Here is a 22,663-nt window from a genome sequence, read left to right on the forward strand (position 1 = left end):
TTCTAACTCCGCAGGGCCACAATCGGATCAAGATTTGCCGCTCTCTGGGCAGGCGCAATGCCAAAAATCAAACCAATACTGCCCGACACGGTAAACGAAACTATCACAGCGTTCAGGCTGACCCCAGCCTCCAAGGGGCTAAACAATGTCAGACCCACCACTCCAAGAAGCCCCACACCAATACCAATCATGCCGCCCGTTGCCGCCAGGATAACAGCCTCAATGGTGAACTGGGCCAGAATATCTGTCCCAGTGGCCCCGATTGCCTTACGGAGACCAATTTCCCCCGTGCGTTCTGTCACCGAAACCAACATGATATTCATGATGCCAATGCCCCCGACTAACAAGGAGATACCGGCAGTAAACCCCAGCACTAGCACCAGAATATCTGTGATGCTGCTAGACCTCTCCAACAATTCCTGCTGGCTTTGTACTGCAAAGTCATCGTCCCCTTGCAAAATGTTGTGGCGCAGACGCAACAAATTTCTAATTTGATAAACGGCTGCATTAGTTGTGTCTGGGCTTTCCAGAGAAATTGAAATCACCTGCACCGTTGGGCTAATCTTGCCGGTCTCTTGCCCTGTTAACTGGCTCACCATCACATTGATTGGGATGTAGACTAGCTCATCCTGGTTTTGGCCAAATGAAGAACCGCGCTCTTCCACAACGCCGCTAACCGTAAAGCTCAGGTTACTAATGCGAATTTTGCGACCGACCGGATCTTGATTTCCAAATAATGTGCGAGCGGTTTCACTACCGAGAACAGCGACCCGTAAATTAGTTTGGACATCAATCGGATTCAAGAACTGTCCTTGGGCGATCTGGATATCTCGCACAACCTGGTAGTCTGGTGTAGTTCCTGTCACATTGGCCTGGGTCTCGGCGGCCCCCTGGGTAATGCGTAACCGCGTATTTTTTTGAGGTGCGATCGCACTAACAGCCAATACTTCTTGAGTAATCGCCTCAGCATCCGCCAGCGTCAGGGTATCTGCCTGAGTTGTACCGGCAAGCGGCCCCCGCTGGGCATCACCAGGGGTAATAAACAACAGATTGGTGCCTAAGGATTCAAACTGTGCCGTGACAAACCCTTGGGCCGCTTCTCCGGCTGCCACCATGGCAATAACAGAGGCGTTGCCGATGATAATACCTAGCATGGTAAGACCACTTTGCAGTTTGTTGGCCGCCAGGGTCTTAAAGGCCATCTTGGCATTTTCAAGAACATTAAGTCCCATTGGTTTCAAAGGTGTGAGAGTGAATTGAATTTGTCACCAGCTAAGGTAAAGGAAAACCAGATTGACCAGGGCGTTGTTCCTCCGGTGGCAGTTCCAGAAAAATTCGCTCCCCTGCTTCTAGGCCTTCAACAATTTGAGTACTCCCTGCCTGGGTGATACCGACAGTAACCGGTTGAAACTCAGCATTGCCCTCACTATCTGGCATTTGCACGCCCAGCTGTCCGTCTTGGGTGGCGATCGCAACAGTTGGCACCATTAAAGCATCTGTTAAGGTCTCACCCATAAAAGTGGCATCCACCGTCATACCCGATCGCAGTTGATCAGTGCCCGTCAATAGCTCAACAACCACCTGAAATGTGGTGATATTGTTTTCAATAATCGCCTCTGGAGCAATCCGTTGCACCCGACCTGTATAGACCTGGTTGGGAAATGCCTCTGCGACAATCTCCACTGATTGGCCCACCTGAATTTGGCCAATGTTGGCTTCTAAGATATCCACCTCAACTTCGAGACCTGAGGATAAGGCCAAAATGGAACTGGAGGTGGCGGATGCGGTGGCGGATGCGGTGGTGGTAGGTGTGACAATTGCGCCAATGGTGGCATAGGTTTGGGTTACATACCCAGCAAAGGGGGCCAGGATATTCGCGTCTGCCAATTCCGTTTCAATCACCTCAATTTGCGCTTGAGCCGCTGCTACATTGGCTGCTGCCGCTGCAATGTCTTCGGGACGCGAGCCGTTGGTGGTTTCCTTAAGCTGTTGTTGTACTTCATTAAAATTTGCCACAGCACTTTGGGCTTCATTCACATACTGATCTAAATCATTTTGGGAAATCGCCCCCTGACGGGCTAGATCCTCAAACCGCTCCAGACGAGTTGTCGTCAGATCAACCTGGGATTGGGCTGCCACCAAACGAGCTTCAGCCTGAAGGATATCTTCCTCTCGATTACCGGCTACAATTCTGGCATAATCAGCTTGAGCCTGATCAAGCTGTGCTTTTCGTTGCTGTAGCTCAGCGGCTAAACTCCCGATTTCCATGCGGGCAACCACCTGACCTGCCTCCACGCGATCACCCTGCTGGACATCGAGATTGGCCAGACGACCCGTTGTTTTTGGGCTGAGGTTCACGGTGTCCTTTGAAATGACCGTGCCATTACCCTCAATCCTCACTGCTAGAGGCCCATGGGTTACCGGTACCGTCAACGATTCCAGTGACCCTGCCTGATTATGGCCGCGAGGCATAGATGGCAAGCGTAATACTATGCCCACCCCCAGACGTAACAGTAAGCTGAGGAACAGTGCTCTCCTCAGCCAAAGAAACCAACGGCGAGGCCTTTTTTTCTCAGATGATATGGGGGATGTGGCATGGAGTGCTTCGGTTGCGATCGCTAGTGTACTAGTCGCGTCAGTGTGATCATCCATAGCAAGACTGAATATTTGATTCAGGTCGAACGCATAATTAGCAATGAGAAAAAGCCCCCCTTAGTCTCTTAAATCAGCTTAAGAGGAGCCCTGTGGTGAAGTGTGAGTTTAGTGATGTAGTATAAGCTAGGATGGTCTTTTAGAGCCGATTGAAGGCAGTTACTTCCATAATTCCTTCAAGCTGTTCAGGTGTCAGAACCTCTTGCAGTTCAGCAACCGTCTCTGCATGGGCCACAGCAAGCTGTTCCGACTGAGTATCTGTTAAATTTAAGGCTTCCTGTAGGTCCTGAGGGTCCTGAGACTCCTGCTGTTCCCGTGCAGATTGTAGTGTCTCAAGTTGCCCAGGGGTGAGGATTTCTTCGAGTTCAGAGTTTAAGTCTCGCATAATACCGCCCACTTGTCTCATCTGAGAGCGGCTTAAGTCAAGCTCTTGCGCTACTTCCCGAAAGGTACTGCGGTCAAGTTGGGCTGTAGCAGGCTGACCATTAAAATTCCCCAGACCCAGGGCTAGAGTGCCGATCAACACAGTGTTGACAATTCGTTTTCGAGTAATTTGAAATTGCATGGGGATGCTCCAATGAGTCACTAATTTGTTTCTTTGGCTGGAACATGCCCATCCTATGCAATTTGGCTTGCTGAACGCTTGTAGCAAACTTCATAAATCGCATAGGACATATATCACGTTTTCTTGTAGGAGGATTGACTTAACGCCAATAGCAGTTCTTAGTCCCTCATTTTAGATTTTATGGGTCTGTCGTGATCTTCTGAGCCTCGCGTAGTTGTAAGAGATCCCAGAAATCACTTTCACTGTGCTCTTTACCATTCTCCTTAGGAAGATAGTAAAACATCGCCCGGCGGATCACCACAATAGCAATCACAAATCCGATAAACTCGGGTATCGCCAGCGCGATGCGGGTCATAGCATTCACCTGTGCCACTTGTTGATTAAACATAGCTGTGCCAAAATCGGCTACCACAATCCGGAGATTGAGAGAGAAATTGGCAATACCTGTCCATAGATTAACCATCAAGATAATTATTGTGCCATTGACAAGTGACCGATAGACCCTTGACTCTGTAAGCAATGCTTTTAATGATTTTTCTTGCTCCGGCGACTCCGGACTAAAGCCTTGCATCAGAAAATAGTAGATGATCGGCTTGCGAATGATGATTGAAGCACCAAATACCACGGTCAGAAAGATAGACCCAACACTATCTTTAAAGGCAAACTGAATACCATCGACAAACCAAAATGCTAGCAGACCACGAATAATCGCAAACGTGCCAATATAGCTGGTAATAAAGTTAAATCGTTTAGTGATAAAAAATAAATCAATAAACACCCAGCCTACTGGAACAAGGGCAGCAACAACATAGGTCATTTCTGCTCCGAGTTGTTCATTCAGACTGCTTAGGACCAGGATAGGGATGACAGATCCCATAAAGATATCGAGTATTAGTTTTCGGTTCATGGTTTAGTTGTCCTCCTATTTCTTTTTTTTATTTTCGTTGGTATTCAAAGATAGAATCTCATTAGCTGCCCGGATACCACTTTCTAACGCGCCGTGGACGGTGGCTGCACGGGTTGTATGGGTTGCTTCGCCAGCAAAGAAAAGGACCTGATTGACTGGCTGGGCAAGTTGCGATCGCAACCCCACCCCATTTACAGGAACATAGGAATAGGCCATCCGGGCATAGGGATCTGCTTGCCAATCAACAAAAAGCGCATCCACTAATCGATCTGCCAACGGCATCTCAAACATCTGTTCTAAATTTTGTAAGCCTGCTTGAACCGCGCCTGCTTGTCCAAGCTGCCCCAGATTATTGGCTCCGGTTGCGCCTGTAAAGGCTGTTAAAACAGGTGCCTCATGGTGGCGTTTCCAGCCCGGTCTCCACCAAAGTTGAGTATCCAGTGTGGTCAGGCAAGACTCTAATTCCCTAGACCAGAAGGGCTGATCAAATTTCAGAATGAGTTTGGTAATCTGTCCGGCAGCGAGACCGTGAATGGCATTGAGTTTGGCATCGGGCAACTCAGGTTCAAACTCCACTGCATTCGCTTGCAATAGAGCCAGGGGCAGTGTGATCACAATCTGTTGTGCGGTGTAAGTTTTGCCGGTTTCTGTGTGAATCTCTATCCCCGATGAACGCCAGTGAATGCGTGTGACTGGTGTTTTATAGCGAATCTTGAGTCCGGCTGCAAATTGCTCAAATAAATGAGAGTATCCCTCGATTAGCCGAGAATAGCGATCGCCGTCGCCGGCATAGGTCAACTCCGCGAACCCATATATCCCCAGCTGATCGAGATTAGCTGCATAGCTACCGCTGAGAAAATGGTCTACAATGCGACGCACATCGGTTGACAGCTCGATTTGAGCATCTAAGAGAAACTGCGCCAGACTGACATCGGGTTTGCCAGCATCAATCCATGAGGTGATCAATGTATCAATGGGCGAGTCATCCATCCAATCAAGCACTTCCATGCCAGGAATGACTGACCAACGTCTAAACGGGAGCAGCTTTTGGTTGACGTACATGAACTGGTGTCGATATTCATCAAATACGGGCAGTGTCCCTAGCCGGTAGCGACGCACCCAGTCCCAGGTCACAATGTTGTCACCATGGAGGTATTCCGCACCGCACTCAATGGGGTGCGAGGCAAAATCGTAATTTGTATGGACTCTGCCACCGATGCGATCGCGAGCCTCAAGCAGGAGTACAGACTGGTTAGCCTCCTGCAATGTCCGGGCGGCGGCTAACCCTGCCGCCCCTGCACCAATCACGATGGTGTCATAGTGGGTTTGATCTGGCAACGCTGGCGCAGCCATGGGTTTACGAGCTTTTTTCAGGAAGGGAATAGCCGCTAGCAGGGACACCAGAATGCGCTGAGTAATAGTTCGCATGGCAACGCTCCTTCAAAGAAGCAATAAAAACTGAACGATGTTCATGTTTTAAAATACGAACGATGTTCACATTTTGTCAACCTAGCAAAAAAAACAGGTGCCGTCGATCCTCGGTATGATTTCATCTTGAATAGATAGATGCCTGCTACCCAGTCGATCCGTCTTCGCAATCAGCAACAGCCAAAATCAATGTCCCTACCGGATTCCTCTAGTTCACCCAAACTTAATAAGATGCGGCGACAGCCTAAACAGGCTCGTAGTCAGGAGCGAGTCCAGCACATTCTGGATGCTGCCGAGCAGCTATTTTTGGAAGTTGGGTATGAATCAACGACAACACGTGCGATCGCAGCCCGTGCCAAGGTGTCAGTTGGCTCACTTTACCAATTCTTTCCCGACAAAAAAGCAATTCTTAAGGCCCTGGCCATTCGCTATATGCAGACGCAATATCAGCGATTTCTCGATCTGCATACCCCCGACACAGTCACCCTAACGTTACGCAGCTATGTTGATCGGATGATTGATGTGTTTGACCAATTCTACACAGACTATCCGGGGTCACGCGCTATTTTTGAACAGCTTTTAGACACCATCACCTGGTCTGCCATTGAAAAAATCGATGACTTTGAATATCAGGTAATCAATGAACTCGCTCGCTTCTTCCATGCGCGTAAGCCAAGTTTATCAATAACAAAATGTGAGCGCATCGCTATGGTTATTACTAAAACAATTACTGAACTTTTATGGATTTCCCTCAGTGGAGATCAGGAATTTCGTCAAGAACTGGTGGCAGAAACTAAGCTGCTTACCCTCAGCTATCTTCAACAATACTTGGATTAGAAACACCCTGTTTAACAAATCGTGGCTGGGTTCCAGCAGATGAGCGGCATAAACAAGGAAGAGCTTGATAGTGATGATGGGTACGGTAGACTCACTATTCCCCTCACTTTGAAGCAGGATCAAATTCGCGGGATCAATTTTTTGAGTAATGTACATAATTTAATAATGTACAGGCCGATTTTAACCACCAAACTATATATCCCACCCCCACGACGCAATGCTGTGCGGCGTCCACGGCTACTTGAACAGTTAAATAGGGGGTTACACAGAAAACTCACTCTCATCTCCGCCCCTGCTGGCTTTGGCAAAACAACGTTACTCAGCGAATGGGTTGCAGTCTGTGAACATCCAGTGGCATGGTTATCACTGGATGAGGAGCATAATGATCCAACTCGCTTTCTGGTTTATCTTGTGTCTGCCTTGCAAAGGCTCACCTTAAGCAAGGTTGAGGGGGAGGCTCCACTGGGTGAGAGGATTTTAAGTTCACTAAACTCCCCCCAACTGCCTCCAATCAATGCAATTCTAACGACATTGATCAATGAAATTACAGCGGTTTCTGAGAATTTTATCCTCGTCCTGGATGACTACCACCTGATTAAGTCTGCACCGGTGGATCAGGCGCTAGAATTTTTGGTCAATCACCTGCCGCCATCCTCCATACACCTTGTCATTGCCACCCGCAAAGACCCACCACTGCCCCTGGCACGACTGCGTGCCCGTGATCAACTGACTGAGTTGCGTGCATCTGATGTGCGCTTCACCCCAATCGAAACGGCGGAATTTCTTAACCGGGTAATGGCGCTCAACTTGTCGGCAGACGATATGACCGCACTTGAAACCCGCACTGAAGGATGGATTGCCGCACTACACCTGGCAGCCATATCTTTACAAGGCCATCAGGACACAAGCAACTTTATCCAATCGTTCTCCGGTAGCCATTACTTTATACTAGATTATCTGGTGGAAGAGATTCTGGAAAAACAACCTGAACGCATCCAGAATTTTCTATTGTTCACATCCATTCTTGACCAACTGTGTGGGTCTCTTTGTGATGCTGTTGTGCCACAATCTTCCATATCAGGCCAAGCAATCTTAGACTCTTTAGAACGTACAAATCTGTTGTTGATTCCGCTCGATGATAAACGCCAGTGGTATCGCTACCATCATCTTTTCAAGGATGTTCTACAGGCGCGCTTAGCTAAGCTTCAGCCGGGCAATGTAGCCGAGCTACATCTAAGGGCCTGTGCCTGGTACGAGCAAAATAATTTGCGACTCAATGCGATCCACCATGCCCTTGCTGCGCGACAGTTTGAGCGGGCGGCGGATCTGATCGAATGGGAATGGTCAGCGAATATTGGCTCCTACTATCAGAATGCAACCTGGACAAAATGGGTGCAGACCTTGCCGGATAAGTTAGTCCGAACGCGGCCAACGCTCAGCATTGGCCTGGCATGGGAGTTGCTTTTTTCAGGTCAGTTGCAGGCTGCAGAGAGCCGACTAAAGGATGCAAGTCGCTTATTGGCAGTCAACAACAGAGATTCTTTGGAGGTCTCGTTAAGCAGTCAAGATGAGAGCATAGTCCAGTCACCACAAGAGTTATTGGACCTGGCCTGGGCATTTTATTCCCAAGCCCTTGGTGATCATGCTGGCACGATCAAATATGCCCGGAAAACCCTCAGCCTGCTGACTGAGACAAATCACTATATAGCTGGCCTGGCAAGCTCTCTGCTAGGTCTGGCCTATTGGAGAAATGGAGATTTGGAGACAGCGGCTCAGTATATGACTGATGCGATCTCACGCTTACGGACCACAGGACATATACTGTTTGCCATCAGTGGCTCCTATACATTGGCCAGCATTAAGATCGCCCAGGGCCGTCTCTTTGATGCAGCCAATATCTACACAGAGGCCTTACGGTTTGCGACAGCGCAGGGCGAGCCAGTGGGCACAACTGACTTACATCTGGGGTTGAGCAAGCTTTACCATGAACAGGGCAATGAAGAAGCTGCTGTTGAGCAGCTTCAAAAATGTCTGGCACTTGGGAAGCAAGCGGCATTACCAGAATGGCCCTATGGATTGTATCTCGTTCAGGCTCAATTAAAAGCTGAACAGGGAGAACTCGATGATGCCCTCACATTACTCGACCAAGCGGAACAGATATACCAAAAAAGTCCTGTTCCTAATGTTTGTTCTGTAGCCGCATTAAAGACACGGATATGGCTCCGTCAAGATAGACTGGCCGAAGCTCTCAGTTGGCTGCGTGGACAAGGCTTATCTGTTGAAGATGAGCTCAGTTATTTGCAAGAATTTGAGTACATTACATTCGCCAGAGTGCTCATTGCTCAGTACAGACATGACCAAACAGATGAAACGTTGCAAACAGCAATATCACTGCTGAAACAACTATACTCGATGGCAGAAACAGGCGGCAGATTAGGCAGCATGATTGAGATTGTTGTCTTACAAGCACTCATCAATGAAGCCCAAGGAAACATCCCGTGTGCGCTCCAATTTTTAGAACGCGCGCTCACACTAGCAGAAACTGAAGGTTACCTGCGTATCTTTGTCAATGAAGGTCAGCCCATGGCCCGTTTGCTCTATGGGGCTCTTTCTCACAAAATAAACCCTAATTATGTGCAGCGCGTGTTAGCGACATTTCCTCCGAACGCATTAGGGCCTAAAAAATCATTCACAACACAGTCTCAAGCAACCACCTTGCTCGAACCCTTGAGCAAGCGAGAAATCGAAGTGCTCCACCTGATAGCCGAGGGTCAGACCAATCAGGAAATTGCAGCCAATCTCTGCCTTTCAGTGAATACAGTGAAAGTTCATACGCGAAATATTTATGGCAAACTCGATGCCCATCACCGAGCCGATGCCGTTGCAAAAGCCCGTGTTTTCGGCATTTTGTCCTCAACATAGATAGTCATCAGATTTCCCCTGGTAATTACTCCTCAATTAATACCTGGGTGGTATGACGCTTGTCCTGTCTTGCCCATAAGCTACTTATGTGGGTGATAAGGACATTTTTAGAAAAGACGTTCAATTATTCAGCCCCCCGCATTCTGGGATCTTTGAGTCTTGCCCTCCAGAATGCGTGAAACAATGCTCTGGTTTTCATTGTTGGTTAAAGGGGTAAATGTTGAACAGAAGGAGATCTGAATGAAAAAGATTGTGTACACAAAATATGGCTCCCCGGATGTCATTGAACTGATCGAGACCGAGCAACCGGTACCCAGTGATCATCAGGTTTTGGTCAAGGTTTATGCGGCATCTGTCAATGCTTTAGACTGGCATCGTTTAAGAGGGGCCATGGGGATCCGTTTACTTAACGGTGAACTGTTTAAGCCCAAAGAGATATCACTGGGCCTGGATGTAGCAGGTCGGGTTGAGGCTGTGGGCAATCGCGTAACAACGTTTCAGCCAGGGGATGAGGTTTTTGGAGTCGCCAAAGGTTCATTCGCAGACTATGCCTGTGCTGACGAACATGAGTTGGTCCTGAAACCAACCAAAGTATCATTTGAGGCCGCAGCCGCTACGCCTGTTGCAGCTCTGACAGCGCTGCAAGCGCTGCAAGGTCGAATTCACCCAGGTCAAAAAGTTCTCATCAATGGAGCCTCTGGGGGCGTGGGGTCATTTGCCGTGCAGCTAGCTAAATCTTTTGGGACAATGGTAACGGCTGTATGTAGCACCCGAAATCTTGATATTGCCCGTTCAATTGGCGCAGATCACGTTATCGATTACACACAAGACGATCTCACCACCCGTGGGCAGCAGTATGACCTGATTTTTGCGGTCAATGGCTATAACTCGATTTTTAATTACCGTCGGGCATTATGCCCTAAAGGCATCTATGTTGCGGCTGGGGGAGCACTGGCTCAAATTATGCAGGCATTGCTTGTGGGACCCATATTATCCAACGTTGACAGTAGAAAACTCTCATTTATGGGGGTAGCGCAAGTAGAGGAAAAGGACCTGTCCGCTATTGGGGCACTGCTTGAATCTGGCAAAGTCGTCCCTGTGATAGATCGATGTTATCCATTGAAGGCAACAGCAGCAGCCCTTTGCTATCTTGGGGAGGGGCACGCTAAAGGGAAAGTGGTGATTACTTGGGATACCCATAGCAACGCCTAACTCCTGAGGCGCATTCAACATTTGTTAGACCCGACTTAACCCAGTTCAGGCTGTTATCTGTAAACCATGGATGTGCTGCTGAATGAGATATTTTTGCTGCTCTATAGAGACCTGATCAGGGTTGATGACGACTCCGATGCCAATGCCATCGACTAGGGCAATCAGCGCATTAGCTTCAAGTGCTAAATCAAGATCGGCTCGAATTAATTTGGCGGTTTGCAAATCAGATAGCTCTTTTCTGAGCACCTGTTGTATCTGGCTATAGCGTTTTTGATGCGCCTGAACCAGGTGTTCACGACCAATGGAATAGCCTAAAAATGCTATCCATACTGTCCAGTCGTCTCTATCACTAACCTCCAAAGGTAGAGCCGAGAAAAGCATTGCTTCTAATCTGCTGATGCCGTCTAACCCTTGAGCACGGGTTTCCATATACTCAAGGGTGCCTTTCACCACTTGCTCTAGGGCAAATAGGGTGAGCTCTTCCTTATTGCGAAAGTAGTGGGTGACCACACCGGTTGAGGAGCCGAGTTCCTGCGCGATCGCACGCATACTCGTCCGGTCTAACCCTTCCCGCACAATCACTTGCCATGCAGCTTTGGCAATCTCAATCCGGCGATCTTCATGACCCATAGCGTTTAGCAACTCTACCTTGACAGGTTATCACAACAGTTGTTATGTTTTGAGCGACATAACAACTGTTGTGATGTAATGATTCGATCGACTACGCTCGATGACACGGCTGCGCTACTTGCCTTAGCTAGTGAGGCAATTGGCTTCTCACCAGAGGAGTTGAAGGAGCTGAAATCAAGCCTAAATGATTACTTTAGCGGTGAAAATGGCGATCATTTTTGGCTGACGGACGATGATGACGGGCTAGTGGCGGCGGCCTACTGTGCGCCTGAGCGGATGACCAATGGGACCTGGAATCTACTCTTTCTCGCTGTCCATCCCGAGCAACAGGGGCAAGGGCGGGGCACAGCAATGGTGCGCCATGTTGAAGAAACGTTGGCGGCACGGGGGGCGCACTTATTATTGGTGGAGACATTAGCAAGCTTCGAACGGACACGAGCGTTTTATCTTAAGTGTGGTTATGGGCAAGAAGCGTGCATTCGTGACTTTTATGAAGCAGGCGCTGACAAGATTGTTTATCGTAAATTATTAAATTTTTGAGGTTAGATGTTTGAAGACACTGAGTCTGATGATTAGCTTGCCCTAAACGCCTTGGGGCTCATGCCGGTCACTTGACGAAACTGCTTGCTTAAATGACTGTGGCTGTTAAATCCACACTCTAAGGCAATATCAACAATGAGACGGTCTGTTTGTTTCAACAACTGTTTAGCTCGTTCTACCCGTTGTTGTACCAGATATTGGTGAGGAGAAATGCCGATGGACTGTTTAAATAAGCGGCTGAAGTGAAATTGGCTCATGTCTAATAGCTGGGCCAGGTCCGCCAGTTTGATCTCGCGATCCAAATAGGCATCGATATAGTCTAAAACTCGCTGCAGTTGGTACTGGGGTAAGCCACCTCCATAGGTGGGAACTGATGTTTTGGTGGTGGTGTGCTGTCTGAGTAAATTGACCGCCAGAACATTAGCTAGGGAATCCAGGTATAGCCTGTTGCCTGTTGCGTTTTGCTTGAACTCGGTGAGGAGCATGGTGGCAATGGATTCAAGCTGGGGATTATTGGTTTGAAATTGGGGAAGAAGGAGAATGCGATCGCAATCCTGCTGAATCGTCTCTTGAGCGATACGTTTCACAAAGGCATCGCTCAGCTGAATCTGTAAACAATTTTCATCTCCTTCCCACCGAGCAAAAAATGGGGTACTTGCTGGAGTAATAGAGATATCCCCTTTTTTGTACAATCCCGTATGGGTTTTGCCATCTTGTGCTTGCAAATAGTAAATAGGCCGAGGCACAAGGGACATAAACAGCGTGTGTTTAGTCCCACAGTGATAATGCCCTTCGCCAGGGGGATTTAGGAGTTGTGTGATACGAATAGGCTCCACGTCCTGTGTCTGGTCGAACGAAGAACTTGTTTGAACCGATGGTATAGCAGGTTCTTGCACGGAGTCAGCCCATGACGTCAGCACCTAATTATATCGGTTATCTAACTGTAATCAGGTAACTTCGCTTACATACTTTAGATTTCAGCCTTTCTCTGCCTCTTCTGCGTTTCATGTCCACATTTGACAACTCCCCGCAAGATTGTGACAGGGCCGCAAGAAATAAAAAGCCCAGAAATAATCGCCTGCCTAAGCTAAGGGTGTCATTGCTTAGGAGCAAACACCATGAAACTAGTTATTTTCGGAGCTACAGGCAGTACCGGGCGTCAGGTTGTCGAACAGGCACTGGACCAGGGGCATAGGGTCACAGCCTTTGTCCGGACCCCTGCTAAGTTGAATATTCAGCATCCCAACCTTAACGTGGCTCAGGGAGATGTGATGGATCTATCATCCGTAAAGCAGGCCGTCCAAGGTCAAGAGGCGGTTGTATGTATCCTCGGGTCTGGTCAGCAGCTAAAAAGTAATATTCGCTCAGAAGGAACACAGCAGATCATCCGTGCCATGGAACACGCGGGTGTACGACGATTTATCTGTCAAAGCACTCTTGGTGCCGGAGATAGCTGGGGTAGCCTGAACGTCTTCTGGAAGTACATTATGTTTGGCTTTATTCTGCGCCATGTGTTTGCAGATCATGAGCTACAGGAGAGTTATGTGCAACAAAGCAACCTGGATTGGACCATTGTTCGACCTGGGGCATTGATTGAGGGTGGTCGAACAGGACAATACCGCCATGGGTTTCCAGGCACCGATAAAACTTCGAAATTGAAAATTACTCGCGCGGATGTGGCGGATTTTATTTTGAAGCAGTTGTCCAATGATACCTATCTTCGTCAAGCACCAAGTTTGTCTTACTGAAGAACGCATTCGCTATCTTAGGGCAGGCACAAGGCTTGCCCCTACAGAATTCTACATTGGACCATGTGCGGACAGAAGCATCCTTTTTGGCAGCAGCTGTATTCACCCTTTCCCTATGTCTTTAGCTAAACCTTATCCACGTTCGCAGCTAAAGGGTCCGAGTAAATAGGCTGACAGCTTCAACATTGGCACCTAATCGAGGAGAACTTTATGTCTGATACTCACCAAGCAATCATCCGTCGTTACATTGAAGAGGTGATCAATAAAGGCAATTTTTCAGCTATAGAGGAGTTTGTTCATCCAGACTATATCTTTGGTAGTCCCAGTGAAGAAGTCCAGGGAGCCGATGGGTTAAAGGGCTTTATTGAAGCATTTCGCACAGCCTTTCCTGACCTGAAGATACAGGTTGATGACTTGGCCACTGAAAAGAACAAGGTTGTGACCTGCTTTACGTTAACCGGAACCCATAATGGCGACCTGATGGGAATCCCTGCAACTGGCAAACCAGTGAACGTCCACGGCATGATTCTCAGCCGTTTTAAGGCAGATAAAATTATCGAGGAATGGGAAATTTTAGACCAGTTGGCAATGTTTCAACAGCTTGGCTTTTTCTCTCTACCCACATAAAGCAGAATAGTTTTAGCTCGCAAACGTATATCAAGCTGTAACTATAAACAGGAGGCAACCATGCTCCCAGATCTGATCCTAGAACAACAATATGATGCTGTAATTGACTTGCTCAAGCAGTATTATGACGGTCTATATCGATGTGATGTATCGCTCTTAAAAAAGGTGTTTCATCCCAAGGCACAATATTTCACAGCATCCGATGGAGAACTGTTACATCTTGATATGGATACCTATTTACCAATGGTTGAAACCCGTGTTTCACCAGAACATAATGGTGAGCCCTATGGGTTTTCCATTGATTCGATTGAGTTTGCAGGTGCAGTAACTGCGATCGCGAAAGTTCGCAGCTCTATGTTCTCCAAAAACTATATCGATCTGCTATCTCTCATTTACTTAGACGGTCAGTGGACAATCATCTCAAAAGTTTTTCACTACACGCTTTCAGATAAGGACCAAGATAAACAGAGCTCATCCAGTGAAAAAAGTTGATCTAATGTATCTATAGTTTTTTCATGGTTCAGTGCTTTATCACAACAGCCATTAGCGTAGCAGCCTGGCAATTGCCGTTGGCATAATGGATTGATGGTGATCTGAAAAGGGAGAAATATTGGTAAAAAAGGTGGTTGTATTCGGTAATGCTGACGGCGTAAAATCTACCCTCAACAGACCCATCGCCGCCCTAGAGAGAGGGTTGATTACTCAACGTATACTTCTTCTTCAAGTATCAGCTCTTCTTCCAGGATTACTGCTTCTTCAATGATTTCCTCTTCTTCGACATATTCTTCCAGGATTACTGCTTCTTCAATGATTTCCTCTTCTTCGACATATTCTTCCAGGATTACCTCTTCTTCAATGATTTCTACCTGAGCAGTGGCAGGTGAAACTGCCAATCCCAATGTCAAAAATAATGTACACAATATGTACTTCATAGACCTTCTTTTAGATGTTGTGTTGCACAAAACTCAATGCCTTGTTGACAAAGTCATTTATAAGATTGCCCCAACCTTTCTACAGGCTAACGGTACAGTTGAGCTATAAATAATACTTCTGGAGAATAAAATCGCTTCACCCCACCCTAATTCTTTGGGTATATGCGGGTTACCCTGATGCTCTTAAATAAATAGTTGATACATATCTTGGCCAGAGCATGCACCAACTATGGCTTAGTCGCAAATGCGATTCCCTGATTATTCATTAATGCATCAGGGCTTAGTGGATTAAGGCTAACTCTAACTTAGTGAAAAAACTTGGTGTTTCATATGGATCTTCCTTTGGAATGTGAGCACATCAATGTTTGTTGAAAACACGGTCACATCAATATCACAGCATATTGAATATTAGCTCACTCAACCCTATCAGATCTGAACAAACCTGAACTTTTACCTGCATGAGCCTGAACTTTTCGTTAGCACAGAGAGTCACATAAAGTTATCACCCGCTAATGTGTGCCATTGAACTATTAGCGGGTTTCCTGTTTGGGCTACTACCAGCGGTACGGGGCTAAACCTGTTATTAAAGCCGTTACAGAGAAGGTAACGGTCACCAGCACGGTTACGAGCACTAGCTCGGCTAACCTCCCTCAATACCATCCATTGAGAATTCTTTTGCAACTTTTAAAAACATTCGGTAGTCAATTTCATGTATTACACAAGATAAAAGGGGGACTACCGGACTCTATCTAAATGCACTTTTTCATGTCCCTTGGCTGGTAATGGCTGAGGGATTTTTTTCAAAAAAGAACACCCTAACGGATAAGGGCGTTGTGTGCTAGCGCATACTTCATACTTCATTAGCATTCCCAGGCTGATGGAAGGCTATCGGGGTAGGGGTAGGGGGTGAATGCTTATAGGCTTGGGTTGAAGGACTTATTCCACCCTTCCCTTTAGTTCCGAGAGGTAAAACATGAAAAAGCCGATTATTCCAAAAGAGTTCTCTCATTATTACAACGACTGGCACTTCGCTCCCGCTGTCGAAATTGACAAGTTCGTATTCTTTTCAGGTGCTACAGGAACACGTCCCGATCGTAGTATCTCAAGCGACCCAGAGGCGCAGTTCCGAGAGGCTTTTGAAACGGTTCTACTATACTTGACAGAAGCCACGCTTTCTTTCGATGATGTTGTAGAAATGACAACCTACCATGTTTCTCTACGTAAATATTTTGACACCTTTACGAAGGTCAAGGATGAGTATGTGAAAGATCCTTATCCTGCTTGGTCAGCTATTGGTGTTTCCGAACTCATCACTGAAGGTGCATTAGTGGAGATTCGTGTCATCGCTTACCGCTCATAGTCCCCTGGTTAGCGAACTATGATAAACGCTGCCCTCCAATAGGGTAGCGTGTTGAAAACCTGGTTGAAAAGGATGTAGCAGCTAAAAATGATTCCAAGTAAATATGCAGGCAGCAGCAAAACGCCAACAGTAAGTAGCCACCACAGACGTCTTTCAAATCCCGAACCAACCGCTGCCGCTCTCCCCTGCCATCATGAAAGTTCGCTAGAAAGGGGTTTTACGGCGTAATCTTCAAAACTCAAATCGCATTACTAACGTCAGTAACGTGTTCAAACGGCTTACTATATTGGCTGTTGATCGTGCTGCTGGCGTTACTCAAATTATCTCGAAGCCGGTTCTTGAGAGGGCGATTTCACATCACTTGTGCGGTGCTCCTAAGATAACTTAGCTGGCCAATAAAGCCTCAAGAAGAGGAGTGAAATCAACACTAAAATAGCTGACTTAACCGATGGTGGAGTGGATTCCTCTGTCAATACAATAATCCCGAATCCAAGACTACCCGCTGCACATATCAACTTTAAAAAAGTCATTCTCGACCTCATTAACTAGCCCTTGCAGTCTACCTCCTCGCAAATTCCAAGATCGAGCAATGATCTGAATGAATTCTGTATGGATAGTATTGAATTACTGGCATGGGGTTTGGCTAGGTCACTATGGTAGGTTGGCCGATGGCTGCCTAATTTAGTAAATCAGGGGATTGGGCAAAACACTTCTAGATAATATCCTTGTAGGTGTGTTATCCAGAAGCTTTCCGCATGCTAATAGTTAGCTAGCACATCTTTGATAGTGAACTTTTGAATCCTAAGCAATGAGCACAACTATCACCTTGATTAGGCATGGGAAACCAGCAATTACACCACAAGGATGGATCAATAGCTCCGATTTATCACAGGTCATTGGTCATTATCAATCAGCCAGAATTGCAAGTGATTCTTTCCCTCCAGAAGCTATTCAAGCGCTAGTTCAATCAGCAAAGCTAGTGTTCACGAGCGATCTTCCTCGTTCTATACACTCTGCTCAAATCCTTGAACCTACCATTCTCCCTATTAGGAATCCTATCTTTCGTGAAGTAGACTTTTGGCTTGAGTGTCCGCTCAATATTCGGTTACCATTTCATATGTGGCTTTTTCTTGATAGGTTGCTATTGAGTTTAGGTTATTCTCCTCAATCTCAATCTCAGACCTATAACAAAGAACGAGTTAGAAAAGCCACTGAATTATTAGAACAAAACTCTTATGAGACTGGGTCTGTAGTCCTGGTGGGTCATGGCATCACAAACTTATTTATTGCTAGAGAGTTAAAAAAGCGAGGATGGCATGGTCCCCAAACGCCAAAACTTGAACACTGGGGATGTACAACTTATAGCCGTTGAGTTATCTGCTGAATGTTTTAGGCTAGTGGCATGTACGTGATATTACCTAGAACGCAACTATGCACCATCATGTCATCTAATCAGAATAGAGAGACTCATCACAAATGAGAGTCTCCAAATAACTCTAGGCCTGCTCCGACCACTTGAAGTGTTGTTGGGCTGCGCATTTCACAATCTAAGCAACGTGAGTTCAGAGGACTTTATCCAGAAGGGACATTAAGCGATGGGTCATGTTTTTCCGTCGTATGGCAATCAAGGTAAACCCTTGCTGATAGAGGGTTTCAAATAATGCCTGAGACACATAGCCTTTATCACCAAAAAGTTTCCCCATGAGCTGTTTGGCCATCTCCGGGACGGGTGGTTTTCGGCTAAGCTACTCATTTCACTCTGATAGACGTTGCTTTGACAAACGTCTATAGAGTACATAGGCCACTATAATTAAGCTAAACGAAAACAGAGTGGTCAACGTGCCCAATGCATAGAGTGCCGGGGACGTAACATTAGTCGTCATACCAAAGATTTCCAAGGGCAATGTATTGTACTGTCCAGACACCAACGATGTACGCGTAAATTCATCGTATGAAAGGGTGAAGGTTAATAAACTCACCCCGATGAGGCTAGGGGCAATCAGCGGTAAGACAATTTCCAAAAATGTTTTGGCATCGCTGGCCCCTAGATCTCGGGCCGCTTCTTCATAGGACGGATTAAACCGATTAAAGATACCCAACATAATCAAAAATGCAATGGGCAAGGTCCAGGTCAGGTGAGCTCCCAAACCTGAGCTATACCATCTGGTGGGCCACTCCATGACTTGGAACATGACGCCCAGCCCCAGGGAAACCAAAATGCTGGGTACAATTAGGCTGGCAATACTCAAGTAAAACAGTATAGTTGCACCCCGAAACCGTTGTCGGAAGGCCATAGCTGCGGAAATGGCCATACTAGCCACTAAGGCGGTTACCAAACCGCCCAGCACTAGCGATCGCTTAAATGGCTCCACAAAGTTACCCACTCGCTGCTCTTGGAAAACCTGCCCAAGCCAGTGGAAGCCAAAGCTGCGGACAGGAAATGTGAGCGTCCCATCTGGCCCTTGGAGAGACAAGATAAAGATGGTAATCATCGGGCCATAAAGAAAGAGAACAAACAGCCCAAAAAATGCAGCTAGCAGATAAAAAGAGAGAGAGCGTTTTTTCATAATTCCTTTCTAATATCCACAAGGCGCAAAATCGAAATGACCACTAGTAACGTCACGGCCAATAGCACAATGGCATTGGCGGCTGCTAGGGGATATTGCAAACTGCCAATCTGAGTTTGAATCAGCTTGCCAATGGAAGCTGCCTGCCCCCCACCCATCAGCCGCACCGTGACAAACTCCCCCATCACCAGCGTGACGATAAAAATCGAACCAATGGCAATGCCCGGTGCTGATAGGGGAAAAATCACTTCCCTAAAAACCTCAAACCCCGATGCACCCATGTCTTCTGCAGCGGTGATTAGGGTGCGGTCGATGCGCATCAGGCTATTGAAAATAGGGGCAATCATAAAAATCACATAGAGGTGCACCATGCCCAGCACCACCGCAAAGTCTGAGTATAGTAAAAACTCCAGCGGCTCCTGGGTGATGCCTGCCCCTAGAAGTAATTGGTTAACCAGCCCCTCTCTTCCTAGCAGCGGTAACCAGGAAATCATACGAATGATATTCGAGGTCCAAAACGGGATGGTACAGACCAAAAACAACAATACCTGCCATCGCAGTTTAGGAATGTGAAATGAAAGAAAATAGGCCACTGGGTAGCCAATTAGCAAGGTAAATAGCCACGTTAACCCAACAAATTTAAAGGTGTTGAAATAGGTTTTAAGGGTGACATCGGAGGTAAAAATGCCGATGTAATTATCCAGGGTAAAGGCGGGGGTCATGGAGTAGCCATTAAACTCCCAGAAACTGACCACCGCAATGAGTAGTATGGGGAAAATTAAGAATAGCCCCAGCGCTAGCGCCTGGGGCGTTGCGAGGAAATAGGGTTTTAGGTTAGTCCAGGCTTTAGCCATGGGTCTATAGGGCCTTGAATAAAAGGTTGGCTGGCAGACGTTGGCCCTCATCCCCTACCCCCTTCTCCCTGGGGAGAAGGGGAACTAAAAGTCCCTCTCCCTGGGGAGAGGGATTTAGGGTGAGGGCGACTACGACGCAATAAACTCGTTCCACTTCTGAACGAGATAGGTGTTCTCTTCCATGGTGGAGTTCCAGCAGACGATGTTGCCAAAGCGATCCTTGAAGGCACCACCGTCACGAACAGCCCCAGCCTTGGCTAGGGTTTTCTCAAAGGGGTCTACCATATCCACAGCGGCGGGCTTACCCTCGTACCAGAAGTCCCACTCCTCGGCGGACATATACTTCTTAGCGTTTTCTGGTGCAGCGCTATAGTAACCCTGACGACCTAAGAAGGCACCAACCCAGCCCTCTAGCATCCAATTCATATACTCGTAGGCCGCATCTAGCTGGATGCCACTGAGGTTCTTGGAAAGGCCAACGCCACCACCCCAGCCGCGATAGCCTTCTTTAAGGGGGGCGTAGATGCACTCAATACCTTTCGCCTGCACCGCAGTCACCGCAGGAGACCACATGGATTGTAGTACAACTTCACCCGAGGACATCAGGTTTACTGACTCATCAAAGGTCTTCCAGAAGGCACGGAACTGCCCCTTGGCCTTTTGTTCTTTGAGGATATCGGTAATCTGATCAATTTCTGCTTTGGTCATGTTGCCCTTGTCACCAAAGGTCATCAGACCCAGGGCTTCAGCCACCATGGCCGCATCCATGATGCCGATCTGAGGAATATCCAGAATGGAGGTCTTGCCCTTGAATTCCTCGTTAAAGAGTTCTCCCCAGCTTTCAATGTTACGACCCACAAGATCAGGACGATAGCCCAGGGTGTCAGCATTGTACTGGAAGGGAATCAGGGTGGCAAAATCTGTGGGCGTGGCTGAGAATTCTTTGGAATCTGCCCCAGTCAGATACATCACTCTGTAAGGAGCCGTACCCTGGGACGTTTCCACCGGCATGCCTTCAAACTTGCCACTGGTGAAGAAGGGAACGATCTTATCCCAATCTTTGATTTTAGAGACGGCAATGGGTTGCAGGTTGCCGGAGGGAACCACTAGGGGCAAACTAAAGTATTCGCCGTCAAAGATGTCATACTGGTCGGGCTGGGTGATGGCAATTTGGTTGTTTTCTTCAGTACTCAAAGCCCGCATTTCTAGCTTAAAGCCCAGGTCCTCTTGGGCCTTATCGCGGATTTCGTTGATCTGGGAAACGCCAGTACCGATGAGGCGCAGGGTGACGTCTTTAGTTTGATTTGTGTTGACTTCAGGGCCGGGAGCCGGATTGTTAGGGGTGCCTTCTGGTGCAGAGGACGCGCATCGTGTGGTCGCAACGGCAGCCCCAGCGGCCAAACCAGTGTAAAGTAGCTTACGACGAGTGATTTTAGTCATAGATTAGTCCTAGAAACAAATTCATGTGAGTTCTGTGACTTCGATTAGATCAGCGATGAATGCCCATCTAATTAGCTAGGAAAACACAGTCGTTGGCCGACCATTTGAGTGAAACAGTCTGGCCTTCTTGCAGGGCAAGGTTTTGAAAGTCTACTGTCCGTAGCGTATGCAGTAGAGTTTGGCCCGTGGCGGTTGCCATGAGGGTGACACGGGTGACGAAACCAGTCATTTCCACCTGGATGATGCGGGCGGTCAGCGTATTAGTAGGAAGAGTTTTAGAATCAGTAGGAGAATCTGGCTTCCCTAGGGTGAGAAGATCAGGGCGCACAGAACATGCGGCGTTGGTGCCAGGCTGACTACTGTGACCAATGGCGTGCAGTAAGCCTATGCCCTCAACATCAAGGCGAATGAGATCCTTACCATTGGCCTGGGCAGTGGAGGTTAATACCTTACCGGAGAAAATATTGTTGTCGCCGATAAATCGAGCAACAAACCGAGACGCGGGCTGATTGAACAGCTCAGTCGGTGTGGCCACCTGATCAATATGACCATGGTTCATCACCACAATTTGATCCGATAGGGAAAAGGCTTCTTCAACATGGTGAGTTACCTGAATAAATGTGAGACCGAACTGTTTTTGAATATTACGGAGCTCTCCTCGCATCCGGACTCGGAGGTTTTCATCCAAGGCACTGAGGGGCTCATCTAGCATCAATACCTGGGGCCGGGTGACCAAGGCCCGTGCCAGGGCAATGCGTTGCTGCTGCCCACCACTTAGCTGATGAGGCTTGCGTTTAGCGGTATTACTGAGACCAACCAACTCTAAAATTTCTGCCACACGTTCCCGTCGCTCTGTCAGAGGAACACGCTGCATTTTGAGGCCAAACTCAACGTTTTGCCAGACAGTCTTATGGGGAAATAAGGCATAGTTTTGGAACATCATGGCGGTGTTCCGTTTTGCGGCTGGCAAATCATTGACACAGCGATCTCCAATCAAGACCTGGCCACTGGTGACTGACTCATGGCCTGAAATCATCCTCAGGGCAGTGGTTTTACCGCATCCGCTGGGTCCTAGCAAACAGCAATAAATGCCTGCTGGGATATCCAGGGTCATGTTTTCAATGGCGATGACATTGCCATATTTTTTGGTGACGGAGCGCAGTGAAACACCTGCTGCAGCTTCAGTCGATACTATGGTGGGTTTGGGAGGCTGCTCTTGAGGGGCTATCGGGGAGGGCCGATCAGCGCTAACCGCCATGGGGGATGTCTCCTATAGGGATGAGAAGGGTGCGAAATTGAAGCTAAATGTTTAATCTGAATACAACTATGGGCCGTGAAGGTTAGTAATAACTGTTACCAGTGAACATGGGACAACAGTGAATGTAACTTAGGAGACAGCTGGGTAAAAACGTACCAATAGCTGCCTTCAGAAGGTGGAAAGT

21 protein-coding genes and 1 pseudogene are annotated in these 22,663 nt (G+C 47.5%); 9 read left to right on the plus strand and 13 right to left on the minus strand.

The genetic code is table 11. The features are described 5' to 3' along the window. Positions 1-2: 2 nt before the first annotated feature. The 5 genes from U2F10_RS10145 to U2F10_RS10165 form a co-directional block, all read right to left on the minus strand. Positions 3-1,232, minus strand: a complete 1,230-nt coding sequence (locus U2F10_RS10145; RefSeq protein WP_163698341.1) for an ABC transporter permease — start codon at positions 1,230-1,232, stop codon at positions 3-5. 40 nt (positions 1,233-1,272) lie between these two features. Then, positions 1,273-2,652 carry an efflux RND transporter periplasmic adaptor subunit gene (locus tag U2F10_RS10150; protein ID WP_499866533.1) on the minus strand — a complete coding sequence of 460 codons (1,380 nt, stop codon included), beginning with the start codon at positions 2,650-2,652 and terminating at the stop codon, positions 1,273-1,275. Positions 2,653-2,791: 139 nt separating this feature from the next. After that, positions 2,792-3,217 carry a hypothetical protein gene (locus tag U2F10_RS10155; protein ID WP_163669328.1) on the minus strand — a complete coding sequence of 142 codons (426 nt, stop codon included), beginning with the start codon at positions 3,215-3,217 and terminating at the stop codon, positions 2,792-2,794. A 178-nt stretch (positions 3,218-3,395) separates the two neighbouring features. Beyond that, positions 3,396-4,124 (minus strand): VC0807 family protein, encoded by a 729-nt coding sequence (locus U2F10_RS10160; RefSeq protein WP_163669329.1) that lies wholly within the window; start codon positions 4,122-4,124, stop codon positions 3,396-3,398. Between the two features lie 15 nt (positions 4,125-4,139). Beyond that, positions 4,140-5,552 (minus strand): flavin monoamine oxidase family protein, encoded by a 1,413-nt coding sequence (locus tag U2F10_RS10165; protein ID WP_499871934.1) that lies wholly within the window; start codon positions 5,550-5,552, stop codon positions 4,140-4,142. Positions 5,553-5,741: 189 nt separating this feature from the next. Between U2F10_RS10165 and U2F10_RS10170 the strand changes: the two genes are divergently transcribed. The 3 genes from U2F10_RS10170 to U2F10_RS10180 all read left to right on the plus strand — a co-directional run bounded on the left by U2F10_RS10170 (position 5,742) and on the right by U2F10_RS10180 (position 10,523). Next, positions 5,742-6,389, plus strand: a complete 648-nt coding sequence (locus tag U2F10_RS10170) for a TetR/AcrR family transcriptional regulator (protein ID WP_163703473.1) — start codon at positions 5,742-5,744, stop codon at positions 6,387-6,389. Positions 6,390-6,428: 39 nt separating this feature from the next. After that, positions 6,429-9,311, plus strand: a complete 2,883-nt coding sequence (locus U2F10_RS10175) for a winged helix-turn-helix domain-containing protein (protein ID WP_499871935.1) — start codon at positions 6,429-6,431, stop codon at positions 9,309-9,311. Between the two features lie 240 nt (positions 9,312-9,551). Next, positions 9,552-10,523 carry an NAD(P)-dependent alcohol dehydrogenase gene (locus tag U2F10_RS10180; RefSeq protein ID WP_499871936.1) on the plus strand — a complete coding sequence of 324 codons (972 nt, stop codon included), beginning with the start codon at positions 9,552-9,554 and terminating at the stop codon, positions 10,521-10,523. Between the two features lie 45 nt (positions 10,524-10,568). Here U2F10_RS10180 and U2F10_RS10185 read toward each other — a convergent pair whose 3' ends face one another. Beyond that, the gene (locus U2F10_RS10185) at positions 10,569-11,153 is read right to left on the minus strand and encodes a TetR/AcrR family transcriptional regulator (RefSeq protein ID WP_163669335.1); all 585 of its coding nucleotides are present in this window, start codon (positions 11,151-11,153) and stop codon (positions 10,569-10,571) included. A gap of 78 nt (positions 11,154-11,231) precedes the next feature. Between U2F10_RS10185 and U2F10_RS10190 the strand changes: the two genes are divergently transcribed. Next, positions 11,232-11,693: a GNAT family N-acetyltransferase gene (locus U2F10_RS10190; protein WP_163698327.1), complete on the plus strand. Its 462-nt coding sequence runs from the start codon at positions 11,232-11,234 to the stop codon at positions 11,691-11,693. A 32-nt stretch (positions 11,694-11,725) separates the two neighbouring features. On the opposite strand, the gene U2F10_RS10195 is transcribed toward U2F10_RS10190, so the two are convergent. Then, positions 11,726-12,529, minus strand: a complete 804-nt coding sequence (locus U2F10_RS10195) for a helix-turn-helix domain-containing protein (protein ID WP_163669337.1) — start codon at positions 12,527-12,529, stop codon at positions 11,726-11,728. Positions 12,530-12,811: 282 nt separating this feature from the next. Between U2F10_RS10195 and U2F10_RS10200 the strand changes: the two genes are divergently transcribed. The 3 genes from U2F10_RS10200 to U2F10_RS10210 all read left to right on the plus strand — a co-directional run bounded on the left by U2F10_RS10200 (position 12,812) and on the right by U2F10_RS10210 (position 14,560). Continuing rightward, positions 12,812-13,441: an NAD(P)-dependent oxidoreductase gene (locus U2F10_RS10200; protein ID WP_499866539.1), complete on the plus strand. Its 630-nt coding sequence runs from the start codon at positions 12,812-12,814 to the stop codon at positions 13,439-13,441. 210 nt (positions 13,442-13,651) lie between these two features. Beyond that, positions 13,652-14,068 (plus strand): ester cyclase, encoded by a 417-nt coding sequence (locus tag U2F10_RS10205; RefSeq protein WP_163669341.1) that lies wholly within the window; start codon positions 13,652-13,654, stop codon positions 14,066-14,068. Between the two features lie 60 nt (positions 14,069-14,128). Then, entirely contained in the window at positions 14,129-14,560 is a 432-nt protein-coding gene (locus U2F10_RS10210) for a nuclear transport factor 2 family protein (protein WP_499056688.1), read from the plus strand. A gap of 206 nt (positions 14,561-14,766) precedes the next feature. On the opposite strand, the gene U2F10_RS10215 is transcribed toward U2F10_RS10210, so the two are convergent. Continuing rightward, positions 14,767-15,000 (minus strand): hypothetical protein, encoded by a 234-nt coding sequence (locus U2F10_RS10215; protein WP_499871937.1) that lies wholly within the window; start codon positions 14,998-15,000, stop codon positions 14,767-14,769. A 973-nt stretch (positions 15,001-15,973) separates the two neighbouring features. On the opposite strand from U2F10_RS10215, the gene U2F10_RS10220 reads away from it, so the two are divergent. Continuing rightward, complete coding sequence (locus U2F10_RS10220) at positions 15,974-16,360, plus strand: RidA family protein (RefSeq protein WP_499866542.1); 387 nt, start codon at positions 15,974-15,976, stop codon at positions 16,358-16,360. A gap of 808 nt (positions 16,361-17,168) precedes the next feature. Continuing rightward, positions 17,169-17,732: a histidine phosphatase family protein gene (locus tag U2F10_RS10225; protein WP_499871939.1), complete on the plus strand. Its 564-nt coding sequence runs from the start codon at positions 17,169-17,171 to the stop codon at positions 17,730-17,732. 190 nt (positions 17,733-17,922) lie between these two features. Here U2F10_RS10225 and U2F10_RS10230 read toward each other — a convergent pair. The 5 genes and pseudogenes from U2F10_RS10230 to U2F10_RS10250 form a co-directional block, all read right to left on the minus strand. After that, positions 17,923-18,081: pseudogene (locus U2F10_RS10230) on the minus strand (transposase); the annotation flags it as partial. Between the two features lie 33 nt (positions 18,082-18,114). Next, a complete protein-coding gene (locus U2F10_RS10235) occupies positions 18,115-18,927 on the minus strand; it encodes an ABC transporter permease (protein WP_499871940.1) in 813 nt (270 codons plus the stop codon). Next, positions 18,924-19,781, minus strand: coding sequence for an ABC transporter permease (locus tag U2F10_RS10240; protein ID WP_163698320.1), 858 nt, complete (start codon positions 19,779-19,781; stop codon positions 18,924-18,926). The genes U2F10_RS10235 and U2F10_RS10240 overlap by 4 nt, the downstream gene beginning before the upstream one ends. A 129-nt stretch (positions 19,782-19,910) precedes the next feature. Continuing rightward, positions 19,911-21,221, minus strand: a complete 1,311-nt coding sequence (locus tag U2F10_RS10245) for an ABC transporter substrate-binding protein (RefSeq protein ID WP_163665019.1) — start codon at positions 21,219-21,221, stop codon at positions 19,911-19,913. 67 nt (positions 21,222-21,288) lie between these two features. After that, positions 21,289-22,479, minus strand: a complete 1,191-nt coding sequence (locus U2F10_RS10250; RefSeq protein WP_250565724.1) for an ABC transporter ATP-binding protein — start codon at positions 22,477-22,479, stop codon at positions 21,289-21,291. Positions 22,480-22,663: the final 184 nt, after the last annotated feature.

This window comes from Leptothoe sp. EHU-05/26/07-4 (assembly GCF_043421015.1).
In the GTDB taxonomy this organism is placed as follows: Bacteria; Cyanobacteriota; Cyanobacteriia; order Phormidesmidales; family Phormidesmidaceae; genus Leptothoe; species Leptothoe turfae.

What these genes read in the sequence shown, in the direction of transcription:
- U2F10_RS10145 (WP_163698341.1), bottom strand. Translation starts at nt 1,232, where the DNA reads ATGGGACTTAATGTTCTTGAAAATGCCAAGATGGCCTTTAAGACCCTG.
- U2F10_RS10150 (WP_499866533.1), bottom strand. Translation starts at nt 2,652, where the DNA reads ATGGATGATCACACTGACGCGACTAGTACACTAGCGATCGCAACCGAA.
- U2F10_RS10155 (WP_163669328.1), bottom strand. Translation starts at nt 3,217, where the DNA reads ATGCAATTTCAAATTACTCGAAAACGAATTGTCAACACTGTGTTGATC.
- U2F10_RS10160 (WP_163669329.1), bottom strand. Translation starts at nt 4,124, where the DNA reads ATGAACCGAAAACTAATACTCGATATCTTTATGGGATCTGTCATCCCT.
- U2F10_RS10165 (WP_499871934.1), bottom strand. Translation starts at nt 5,552, where the DNA reads ATGCGAACTATTACTCAGCGCATTCTGGTGTCCCTGCTAGCGGCTATT.
- U2F10_RS10170 (WP_163703473.1), top strand. Translation starts at nt 5,742, where the DNA reads ATGTCCCTACCGGATTCCTCTAGTTCACCCAAACTTAATAAGATGCGG.
- U2F10_RS10175 (WP_499871935.1), top strand. Translation starts at nt 6,429, where the DNA reads ATGAGCGGCATAAACAAGGAAGAGCTTGATAGTGATGATGGGTACGGT.
- U2F10_RS10180 (WP_499871936.1), top strand. Translation starts at nt 9,552, where the DNA reads ATGAAAAAGATTGTGTACACAAAATATGGCTCCCCGGATGTCATTGAA.
- U2F10_RS10185 (WP_163669335.1), bottom strand. Translation starts at nt 11,153, where the DNA reads ATGGGTCATGAAGATCGCCGGATTGAGATTGCCAAAGCTGCATGGCAA.
- U2F10_RS10190 (WP_163698327.1), top strand. Translation starts at nt 11,232, where the DNA reads ATGATTCGATCGACTACGCTCGATGACACGGCTGCGCTACTTGCCTTA.
- U2F10_RS10200 (WP_499866539.1), top strand. Translation starts at nt 12,812, where the DNA reads ATGAAACTAGTTATTTTCGGAGCTACAGGCAGTACCGGGCGTCAGGTT.
- U2F10_RS10205 (WP_163669341.1), top strand. Translation starts at nt 13,652, where the DNA reads ATGTCTGATACTCACCAAGCAATCATCCGTCGTTACATTGAAGAGGTG.
- U2F10_RS10210 (WP_499056688.1), top strand. Translation starts at nt 14,129, where the DNA reads ATGCTCCCAGATCTGATCCTAGAACAACAATATGATGCTGTAATTGAC.
- U2F10_RS10215 (WP_499871937.1), bottom strand. Translation starts at nt 15,000, where the DNA reads ATGAAGTACATATTGTGTACATTATTTTTGACATTGGGATTGGCAGTT.
- U2F10_RS10220 (WP_499866542.1), top strand. Translation starts at nt 15,974, where the DNA reads ATGAAAAAGCCGATTATTCCAAAAGAGTTCTCTCATTATTACAACGAC.
- U2F10_RS10225 (WP_499871939.1), top strand. Translation starts at nt 17,169, where the DNA reads ATGAGCACAACTATCACCTTGATTAGGCATGGGAAACCAGCAATTACA.
- U2F10_RS10235 (WP_499871940.1), bottom strand. Translation starts at nt 18,927, where the DNA reads ATGAAAAAACGCTCTCTCTCTTTTTATCTGCTAGCTGCATTTTTTGGG.
- U2F10_RS10240 (WP_163698320.1), bottom strand. Translation starts at nt 19,781, where the DNA reads ATGGCTAAAGCCTGGACTAACCTAAAACCCTATTTCCTCGCAACGCCC.
- U2F10_RS10245 (WP_163665019.1), bottom strand. Translation starts at nt 21,221, where the DNA reads ATGACTAAAATCACTCGTCGTAAGCTACTTTACACTGGTTTGGCCGCT.
- U2F10_RS10250 (WP_250565724.1), bottom strand. Translation starts at nt 22,479, where the DNA reads ATGGCGGTTAGCGCTGATCGGCCCTCCCCGATAGCCCCTCAAGAGCAG.